This window comes from Kineococcus glutinatus (assembly GCF_039542765.1).
In the GTDB taxonomy this organism is placed as follows: Bacteria; Actinomycetota; Actinomycetes; order Actinomycetales; family Kineococcaceae; genus Kineococcus_A; species Kineococcus_A glutinatus.
Window position 1 is genome coordinate 1 of sequence record NZ_BAABIL010000639.1, and the last position, 1,499, is coordinate 1,499.

Genomic DNA, 1,499 nt, shown 5'->3' on the forward strand with positions numbered 1-1,499 from the left:
GTCAGGTAGTCGCCGTACGCCGGGTCCGGGTCGGTGACCTCCCAGCCGACGACGTCGGCGCGGTCGTCGGTGCGGTCGCCGCCGCGGCCGCCACCGCGGAGCGCCGCGCGGTGACCACCCCGAGGACCAGGGCGAGGAGGGTCATGGACTTCGCCTCCCCGTAGACGGCGGTGTTGTCGCCCATGCCGTGCACCAGCACCCACACCCAGGCCCCCAGCGCGAAGGCCGCCGTGCGCCCCAGCGGTGAGCCCGTCGCGCGCAGCACCGTGGTGACCAGCAGGTGCAGGACCACCAGCGCGAAGGCGGCGAGGGCCGCGACGCCGGCGAGGCCGGTCGCCGCCCAGGCGGCGATGAAGAGGTTGTGCGGGGGCAGCACCTCGATGCCGAACTGGGCGTACAGCTCCATGGTGCGCGCCCAGCCCCCGTGCCCGAGGCCCAGCGCCCAGTGCTGCTTGAACATCTGCACCGCCGCCTCCCACATGGGGGCGCGGCTGTCCAGGCTGTGCGCGGACGCCTCGGCGTAGGAGGGCACGAACCTCGCGAGGAGGTCCGGCAGCAGCCAGAGCACGGCCCCGGCGAACAGCAGGGCCTGCGGCAGGAACCAGCGCGCGGTGGGCCGGCCCAGCACGTGCACCCCGCGCACCGCCACCGGCAGCAGCAGCGCCAGCGCGGCGGCCGTCTTGGAGCCGGTGGCGAACGTGGCCGACCAGATGACGAGCGCGGCCGCGACGTGGCGGCGCCTGCGCTCCTCGGCGAGCAGGAGCAGGCACGCGAACGTCGCCACCCCCAGGAACATGGAGGCGACGTTGGCGTTGATGAAGAACCCGCCGGCCTTGGCGGGGTCGGTGACGTTGTTGGCGGACTCCCCCCAGAACGCCGCCATCGCGTCGGGGCCCGCGACGAGCGAGGCCAGCGGGGAGCGCAGGAACGCCGTCTCCGCGGCCGGGGAGAGCCGGAAGGCCCACACGAGGGCGGCGGCCACCAGCGCCCAGGCCAGCACGACCCGCAGCACGCCCCGCACCCCGCGGGGGTCCTCCCGCTCGACCCGCACCGCGTAGAGGTAGAGGAAGGCGAACGAGGTGATCCGGGCCACCTCGAGGATGCCGACCATCGGGTCCGGTGACCAGGCGATGGCGGCGCCGTTGACCGCGGCGAAGAGGAACACCGCCCGCATGACGGGGTCGCCCAGCGGGACGCCCTTGCGCTCCACCAGCCAGCAGACGGCCATGAGGATCACCCAGCACTGGCTCAGCGGCAGCGACAGCGCACCCAGCGGGCCGGCGAAGACCTGCGGCACCGCGAGGAAGGCCGCGGTGGCCAGGCGGGTGCGGTCGCTGGCGGTGACGCAGAAGACGAGCCCGGCGAGGGCCGCCGCGGCGGCGAGGAGGACCTCCACGTCAGCCCGCCACCGGCGGCGCGGGAGCGGGCGCGGCGGGCGCCGGCAGCACCAGGCCCGTGCTGGCCGCGACCCAGTCCGCGATGCGCTGCCGGAACCGCTG

1 protein-coding gene is annotated in these 1,499 nt (G+C 75.5%); it reads right to left on the bottom strand.

All coding sequences use genetic code 11. The features are described 5' to 3' along the window. Position 1 precedes the first annotated feature (1 nt). Complete coding sequence (locus tag ABEB16_RS19425) at positions 2-1,396, bottom strand: O-antigen ligase family protein (RefSeq protein WP_345713852.1); 1,395 nt, start codon at positions 1,394-1,396, stop codon at positions 2-4. Between the last annotated feature and the right edge of the window lie 103 nt (positions 1,397-1,499).